The following is an 8,787-nucleotide window of genomic DNA, read 5'->3' as shown; positions in this document are numbered from 1 at the left end:
ATCCATGATGCCAGTCTCTCGCCAAACCATCGCCGGTCCTCCCGGCGGACAAGAAAACTGTCACCCATGCTATCGGTCCATTCTGTTACCTATCTATCCGGTTCGGACAATTGGCGGTTCCTCTCCCCCGCTTCACGGGGGCGAGGAACCGAGCTCCGCCTCTAAAATGACCAACAATTAACTTTGCTTGTCGCCAGTACCTTGCCTATCGTCTGCAGACAGAACCGGAGCCGTTGATGACATCCAGGATTGAATGGCTGCGCGGAACGCTGTTGGCGTCCTCTTTGGCTTTTGTCATGACCAGCCCGGTGGCGGCCGAGAGCCCCGTCTTGCCCAACACGGTTCCGGCCGAGTTCAAGGTCACGGATTTCCTGCTCGACAACGGCATGGAGGTGGTCGTCATTCCCGACCACCGTGCGCCGATCGTCACCCACATGGTCTGGTACAAGATCGGCAGCGCCGACGAGCCGCCCGGCAAATCCGGCATTGCCCATTTCTTCGAACATCTGATGTTCAAGGCGACGACCAACCATGCGGCGGGCGAGTTCGACCGCGCCATCTCCGATATCGGCGGCTCCAACAACGCCTTCACCTCCTACGACTACACCGCCTTCCACGAGACGGTGGCGCCGTCGGCGCTCGAGCTGATGATGAGCTTCGAGGCCGATCGCATGCGCAATCTCATACTCACCGACGATGTCATCAAGACCGAGCGCGATGTCATCCTCGAGGAGCGCCGCTCGCGCATCGACAACAGCCCCGAGGCCGTGCTGGACGAGGAGGTCGATGCGACGCTGTGGCAGAACCAGCCCTACCGCATCCCGGTCATCGGCTGGATGCAGGAGATGCAGCAGCTGAACCGCGCCGACGCTGTCGCCTTCTATGACAAATATTACCGGCCCAACAACGCGGTGCTGATCGTTGCCGGCGATGTCGAACCGGACACGGTGCGGGCGCTGGCCGAAAAGACCTATGGCAAGGTGGCGCGCGGCCCCGATCTGCCGCCGCGCATACGCCCGGTCGAGCCGGAGCAGAACACCAAGCGCACGGTGACGCTCGCCGATGCCCGCGTCAGCGTGCCGAGCTTTTCCACCCAATGGGTGGTGCCGTCCTATCACACAGGCAAGCCGGGCGAGGCGGAAGCGCTCGACCTCTTGGCGGAGATCCTCGGCGGCGGCAATCGCAGCCGGCTCTACCAGGCGCTCGTCGTCCAGCAAGGTATCGCATCCAGCGCCGGCGCCTTTTTCCAGGGCACCATGCTCGACGACACCAACTTCACCGTCTATGGCGCGCCGCGCGGGGATGCCAAAATCTCCGACGTCGAAGCGGCGGTCGATGCCGAAGTGGTGCGCATCGTCAAGGATGGCGTCACGCCATCGGAGCTGGAGAAGGCCAAGGACCGCTATGTCAGGTCGATGACCTTTGCCCGCGACAAGCAGGATTCCATGGCCAACATCTATGGCTCGACGCTTGCCACCGGCGGCAATGTTCAGGACGTCCAGCAGTGGACGGACCGCATCCGCAAGGTCACGGCAGACGAGGTCAAGGCCGTCGCCGCGCGCTATCTCGTGCTCGCCCGGTCGACCACCGGTTATTTGCTGCCGCAGCAACAGGCGGGGAATTGATTTGATGAAGAGATCGAGCGTTGGCGCTGCCCCTCACCTGCCTGCCGGCATCCTCTCCCCGTACAGTGACGGGGAGAGGGGCGCCGTCATCGCCGGTTTCGCCAGTCACCATGGTTGCAAGACGGAAGCCGAGGTTGCGGCCAGCCTCCTTCTCCCCGTCACTATACGGGGAGAAGTGCCCGGCAGGGCGATGAGGGGCGGCGCCGACTTCGACAATTGTTCGTTTGGAACGACCACCCCGAGCCGCGCCATCGCCCCGCTGATCACTTTACTTCTCTCCATCCTCTTCCTCATCCTGCCGGCACTCACCGCGCGGGCCATGGACATCCAGTCCGTCACCTCGCCAAAGGGCATCACCGCCTGGCTGGTCGAGGACTATTCCGTGCCGGTTGTCGCCATCCGCTTCGTCTTCGGCGGCGGCTCGACGCAGGATCCTGTCGGCAAGGAAGGGCTGGCCAATCTGATGACCGGCCTGTTCGACGAAGGCGCCGGCCCGCTCGACAGCGAAGACTTCCAGATCAAGCTCGACGATGCCGGCGCCGAGATGAGCTTCGACGAGAGCCGCGACGGCATCTACGGCTCGATGCGCATGCTGGCCGAGCAGCGCGACCAGGCCTTCGACCTGTTGCGGCTGGCGGTCAACGAGCCGCGCTTCGACCAGCTGCCGATCGACCGCATCCGCGCCCAAATCCTGTCCAGCATCGTCGCCGGCGAAAACGATCCCGACACGGTGGCGCAGAACAAATGGGCGCGAGCGCTTTATGGCGATCATCCCTATTCCCGCTCCGACCAGGGCACCAAGGAAAGCATCGCCACCATCACGCGCGATGATCTCAATGCCTTGCACAAAGCGGTGTTCGCGCGCGGCGGGCTGCGTGTCGCCGTTGTCGGCGCCATCGACGCGGAGACGCTGAAGAAGAAGCTCGACATGGTGTTCGGCGACCTGCCGCAAAACCAGGCGCTGAGGCCGGTGGCCGATATCGACCCGAAGCTGGCGCAGCATATCGAGGTCGACTACGACCTGCCGCAGACCTCCCTGCAGCTCGCCTTTCCCGGCGTGAAACGCAAGGCGGCGGATTTCTTCCCCGCCGTGCTGATGAACGAGATTCTTGGCGGCGGCACCTTCACCTCGCGCCTGTTCCAGGAGGTGCGCGAGAAGCGCGGGCTGGTCTACAGCGTCAACTCCTCGCTCATCAACCAGGACCACGCCAGCGCGCTGATCGTCAGCACCGGCACCCGCTCCGACCGTGCTTCCGAAACGCTGGGCATCATCCGCGACGTGGTCAAGCGACTGGCCGAAGAAGGCCCGACCGAATCGGAACTGGCGGCCACCAAGAAATACATGATCGGCGCCTACGCCATCAACAATCTGGACTCGTCCAGCGCCATCGCCTCGACGCTGGTCGAGTTGCAGCTCGACGATCTCGGCATCGACTACATGCAGCGCCGCGCCGGCTACATCAACGCGGTGACGCTAGATCAGGTCAAGGCGGCGGCGAAGAAGCTGCTGACTGCCGAGCCGACCATCATGGTCATCGGCCCGAAACTGGCAGGAGCCGGCAAGGGATGAGAGCGGGCACGCATTTCTCTTTTCCGGACGCCGGCGCCGCCCCTCATCGCCCTGCCGGGCACTTCTCCCCGTATAGTAACGGAGAGAAGGGGGTTGGCCGCAACCTCGGCCCCCACCTGGCAACCTTGGTGATTGGCGAAATCGGCGATGGCAGCACCCTTCTCCCCGTCACTATACGGGGAGAGGATGCCGGCAGGCAGGTGAGGGGCGGCGCCAATTTCAACAATTGGCGGTCTCCGTCGCCGGCCAGAAACGAGGCTGGAGTCACGCAAAATGGCGCCTAGCTTCGGCATCGCCTTCGGCGGCGGCGGCGCGCGCGGGTTGGCGCATATTCATGTCATCGAGGCGCTGGACGAACTGGGCATCAAGCCGGTGGCGATTGCCGGCTCGTCGATCGGCGCCATCATGGGCGCCGGCATGGCATCGGGCATGACCGGCAAGGACATCCACGACTATGCCCGCTCGATCCTCGGCCGCCGCGCCCAAGTGGCGAGCCGCATGTGGCGGGCGCGGCCGGGCACCATCGCCGAAGCCATGCAGGGCGGCATCCGCGTCAGCCAGTTCAACGTCGAGCGCATCCTGAAAGCCTTTCTGCCCGAGGCCATTCCCGAAACCTTCGGCGAGCTGAAAATCCCGCTCAAGGTGACGGCGACCGACTATTTCGGCCACAAGCTGGCTGTCTTCGAAGACGGCGACCTGCACTCGGCGCTGGCGGCCTCGGCGGCCATCCCCGCCGTGTTCCGCCCGGTGACGCGCGACGGCAGGCTGCTGATCGACGGCGGCATCTACAACCCCGTGCCGTTCGACCTGATCGAAAACGACGCCGACATCATCATCGGCGTCGATGTCGTCGGCGCGCCGGAAGAGGCCGACCGCAAACAGCCGACCTCCGTCGACCTGATGTTCGGCGCCACGCAACTGATGATGCAGTCGATCACCGCCAACAAGCTGAAGCAATGCCGCCCCGACATCCTGGTCCGCCCGGCAGTCTCGAGATACCGCGTGCTCGATTTCCTGAAGATCGACGCCTTGATGAACGAGACGGTGGATATCAAGGACGAGCTGAAGCGGCAGGTGGAGAGGGTGGTGGAGGCGAGGGGTGGCGCGGGGAAGAGCAAACGTGGGAAGAGAGTGGCTAGGTGAGGGCGGTTTGGGGTTGCTGCGGGTCGCTAGCAAGGCAATCCCAGGGGAATAGCCTAAGCTGAGAATATAAGTGGGATCGGAGGCCAAGGCCGGCCAGATTGGATATCGGGGTGCCGAGGTTCGGAGTCGATTTTCCCGCGCTCATCGCGCAGCTCGTCGATTACTACAAGACAGGCGGCTGCCAGATGCCCTTCATGGTCATTCGCACTGGTCATGTCAAAGAGCCGCTTGCGCAGTCCCGGCACTGCGACTCCGTGCAGTTCATAAGCCCCAGACCAGTTCGAGACAGGACGTCGTTCGAGCGCTATTTCTTCAACTGCTTCACGCAAGCGCCGATCAAGAGGTTTTCCTGTTTGAGCGTAGTTGTGGATCATTGCCAACAACGCGTTCTCATTCGGGCTCTTCGATAGAATATCCTCAATCAGGTTATGGCAGGGTGCGAATATCGGATCTTGATAGCGACGGATAAGTTCCACTCGAAAGGATGGATGAGAGCTAAGGTATCCCGCCACCTTGTTGGACACCGTCCAGCTGTCGACTTTGTTCTCCTTTCCACCCACCTGCGGATCACACAATAAATCCAGAAGAAGTAGGTGGGCGGTTTCCGTCTCTTTGCCAAGCAACGCGCTCACCCATTCGTGCTTAGATAGAAACCTGGGGTCACGTCGCGCCAAATCGCCCAAGACTCGTTCGGCTTCGGTATCCGGAGCCTCTGCTAGCGCCGATATTAGACTGCGGAGTTGCCAGGGTTGGCGAAATTCCGAGGGAAAGACCTCTAATGCCTCAATCACGGTTGCAGGCTTGTTGGTAAAAGGCAACAGCTCGAGCCAATGGTTCAGTTCCCATTGGTTGTTCTCATTGAGCATCCACCGTTTTTCTTTTGCCTCGTCAAAGTAGGCTCGAATACCTCTCAATACAAGGTCGGCACTGACCATCTCTCCAGCAAGTATCAGGCTCTTGAGAAGCTCTCGTTTCGAGAGAACGGGAAGTGTTAGATCAACTAGTGACGCTATGAGGTCTGATTTGTCCGCATACGGCATCGCTGTCGCTACTAGGGCGAGTTTCAAGGCTTGCCTTTGCTCTCTTTCTGAACATCCCGGTTGAACGAGCTCCTGAATGACCGCGAAAATGGCCTCACCAAACGGCGAAGTCGATTCCGAAGCGTTCGACTTCTCATTGCGTCTGGTCTTTACCTCAGAGAAAGTCCGCCCGCCCATAGATCGTGCAAGGGGAATCACACCCTCTCGATCAAGCCAGATCTGCAGAAGAGCAACTGCCGCTTGATGCCCAAAGAGTGGATCACGAAGGAACTCTATTAGCGAATTGACAGCATGGTCGTCTCCGATTGCAGCGAAGGCACTACAATACTGTCGCGAGTAGTCCATCGCTGCATCGCTGCGGTCTCCGTGGCTGCGCGCAAATTCGTCCTGCGCCGCGCGCCACTGCGTCAAATCTTTCGCCACCAATTTCTTGAGAACGTCAATCAATTCGGCGCTTCTTATGCGTCCTATAGCCCGCGCGAGCTCTGCAAGATTGCTGCGGTTGATCTCCGACTCTGCCAATAAGATATCTGCGTGCCGCCTCAAAGCGACAGCCACATTTCGTTGTGATGATTTTTTGAAAGGCGGACCTTCCATATCTGTGCCACGCCCGTGACGGGCGATCAAATCGCTAAGAGCCGCTATTGCAGTCGGGTCGTCAGTGTCAGATTGTGCAAGCCATGCTTCAACGAATGCATCCTGACGCGAACGCTGAAGCAAGTCGCGTATCCGGCGATCCTTATCCACCTGGCTTTCCAACCACCTGCCACGAGATCCATGCACATCGCGGCGTAACTCCAGCAACTGTTCAATAAGAATAGCTAGCGACCTTGGACCGACGATCCCTGCTGAATCGCGGGACACGCTTTCAGGATTGCCCAGATTGGTTACATAGGCGGCGATCGGACCCGCATCGACAAGAGCGACCTCTGTTAGCAGTTCATCGCTGCCGTCTGGAATGGTGAGTCCCTTCTCCAGGCGCGCTAACAGTCCCAGCACCACAGCATTTGGATGGTGTTTACTGGCTTCGGCAAGAGCCCAACCAATCTCTGGTATGTTCGTGGAAAATGCATCCGATGCGATGAGCGCAGAAATCGCCTTGTCCGTCTTGCCGTTTCCCGTGCGTGATAGATACTCAAGGCGACGACGGGGATTAAGATCGCGCTCTGCGATTGCGTGCTCTTCACGTCGCAGTCGTGCCACTGCTTCAGGGTTCGAAACCTCGTCAGCGTAACCCTTCGCAGCAAGTTCCGACCATACTTCCGGCGGCGCAGTATCTAGCATCTTGCTAACCAGCCGGTCGCCACGCCTGAATTGCAAAGCCTGGATGACACCGACTTGGACTTGGGGGTTGGGATCGGAGCTTGCTACTGTCGCGGCGAGTTCCATACCCTCCATGCCGCTGTTTGACGCTATCTCGCTAAGTACATGCTGACGAGGCACATCTGCCAGCCGAGATAGCCGTTTCGCAGCGTCGCTGCCAAGCGCGCTCGGCATGAACAGGTCGGCGAGGCTGAGAGCCTGCAAATACACCTGATCGTCGGTATTCTCGATCAACCGCCATATCTGCTGTGCGAACTCTTCCTTTCCGGTTACGATCATGAAGCGCGCTGCGCGATCGACGGTGCCTTCTTTATGCCACCGCATCGCGAAGTCGATGACGTGGTCCCTGATCTGCTTCCATGTAGCTGCTGATGACCGATGGATCATTTCTGCCGCAAGCATCGGATCAATCGTCAACGCACTAAGTACGGCAGTGGCAATCGCGGTTTCACCGGTGGGGTCAGCACGCGATGCCCGTTCGCAAGCGAACAATATCGCCTCTCCCCACGACGGTAAGTTGATGATCGTTTCCGCTAATGTTCTTGCGGCGCCCTGGTCGTTTGCCGCCACAGAGCGCATGAGCCTTTCCGCTTCAAATGAAGCATACCACTCCTGAATCTGCTGATGCTGGAAAGACACCCCGCCCTTGCCGCCTGGCCGAGTGAGTACGTGATGGTTCACGAGGGTATCCAGTGCCAGGCTAGGTTGGGGCGGAGTGGTCCACTGTCCTTCGTTCTTCAAGTGATTTCCGACCATGCTAACGACGGTACGCGCTCGCGTGTCAGAGATTGCGGTATTGGAGGTCGTCGTGGCTTCCACCGCCAGCCCGACTAGCAACTGGTCTTGGAAGTCATGCAGATCCGCGTAAAGAACTTCGGTGTGCGCTCGTTCATATTCTGTCACAAACAGCCGAAGGACTTCTTCCTTCGTCGTCGGCATCGCACCGCCTGGCACCTGTGTGAGCAGCGCGTTCAGGTAAAGAGGGATCGAAACAAGATCGCGCAACCCAGAGATGCGCCACGCGTGATCAAGCAGCGCTTCTCCCTTCGTCCCCGCTACCGCCCTTGCAATCTCTAACTGCTGCTCATCAGAGAGTGATTGAAGTTCGATCCTTGGGCCCGCAATAGGCACGTCCAGCGCCTGTCGGCGCGTGCTTACTGCCAAATCCAAGAGCGGAAAGTCCCGGCGCAGACGCTCAATATCCGCGATGGCGCGCTTCCTGGACGCAAGGTCTAGCTCGTTCCAACCGTCCAAGACGAGCACGAGCCTTCCATGCAGTGCGAGCAGCATGAAATCTTGCTCGCGTACAGCGCGAAAGGAGGCGCGGTGCGTAAGTGACTGCAGGATGCCGTCACTTTGCCCCGACCATTCGTTGAGGGGCACGAAAACCGCGACCTTTCTTTCAGAAGAAAGCACTGCACTAGCGAATTGCACCAAGGTCGTTGACTTGCCCGTTCCCGGTGGTGCGACGATGGAGAGCTCGCCGCTCGCATCGACACCTGCCGCACATGCGGCCACGTCGAATCCCGGTCCATCTCCGCCGACTATCTGCAAATTGAGAGATATGGCATGTCGCGGCCAACTCGTCCCTGCCTTGAACCCAGAGAGGTCTGAGATTGCTGCTTTGTGAAGACGGGCGATCAAGTCCTCCAGATCGTCGCCGGGCGACCATCCAAGTTGCCTTAGCAACTCAGGATCGACATCCAGCTTCACGATTGGAGCAGGAGCCACGCGGCCATAGGTTAGGGCTTGGTAAGCTTCATTCTCGGCGCTCTCCTTCCACTGTCGCAGAAGTGGGATGGTGAAGTTCTTTTCATCTGAATCCACCTGCTTGGCATGGATAGCGCACATCCAAATGCCGTTGGCATAACTACGCCTCTCCTCCGTCGTTAGGAATCTATCGTATCGTGGACCATCGGGCGCCGCCGCTGTTATATGTGCTGCTTCACCAATGCTTACGGCTTTTTCTTCGCCCCGCGCAGGGCCAATTGTTGGGCGCGTACAGCCTCGAAACGAGCATTGGTATCCCACACGCTTCGCGAGAAGCGCTTTGGTCGGTGCGGTAAATTCGTCCCGTCTCGTCATT

4 protein-coding genes are annotated in these 8,787 nt (G+C 59.7%); 3 read left to right on the top strand and 1 reads right to left on the bottom strand.

Features of this window, described 5'->3' with window-relative positions; genetic code table 11:
• The first annotated feature begins 236 nt into the window (after positions 1-236).
• From NP945_RS30625 to NP945_RS30615, 3 genes are all read left to right on the top strand, one after another.
• Complete coding sequence (locus NP945_RS30625) at positions 237-1,625, top strand: pitrilysin family protein (RefSeq protein WP_127810765.1); 1,389 nt, start codon at positions 237-239, stop codon at positions 1,623-1,625.
• 190 nt (positions 1,626-1,815) lie between these two features.
• On the top strand, positions 1,816-3,195 hold the full coding sequence (locus NP945_RS30620; protein ID WP_372337999.1) for a M16 family metallopeptidase: 1,380 nt from the start codon (positions 1,816-1,818) through the stop codon (positions 3,193-3,195).
• A gap of 273 nt (positions 3,196-3,468) precedes the next feature.
• Complete coding sequence (locus NP945_RS30615) at positions 3,469-4,338, top strand: patatin-like phospholipase family protein (protein WP_256748392.1); 870 nt, start codon at positions 3,469-3,471, stop codon at positions 4,336-4,338.
• 53 nt (positions 4,339-4,391) lie between these two features.
• Here the strand turns inward: NP945_RS30615 and NP945_RS30610 are convergent, their stop codons facing one another.
• Positions 4,392-8,552, bottom strand: coding sequence for an NACHT domain-containing NTPase (locus NP945_RS30610; RefSeq protein ID WP_256748391.1), 4,161 nt, complete (start codon positions 8,550-8,552; stop codon positions 4,392-4,394).
• Between the last annotated feature and the right edge of the window lie 235 nt (positions 8,553-8,787).

The organism is Mesorhizobium sp. LMG17149 (genome assembly GCF_024518695.1).
GTDB lineage: Bacteria > Pseudomonadota > Alphaproteobacteria > Rhizobiales > Rhizobiaceae > Mesorhizobium.
This window is presented reverse-complemented; position numbering and strand designations above follow the sequence as displayed.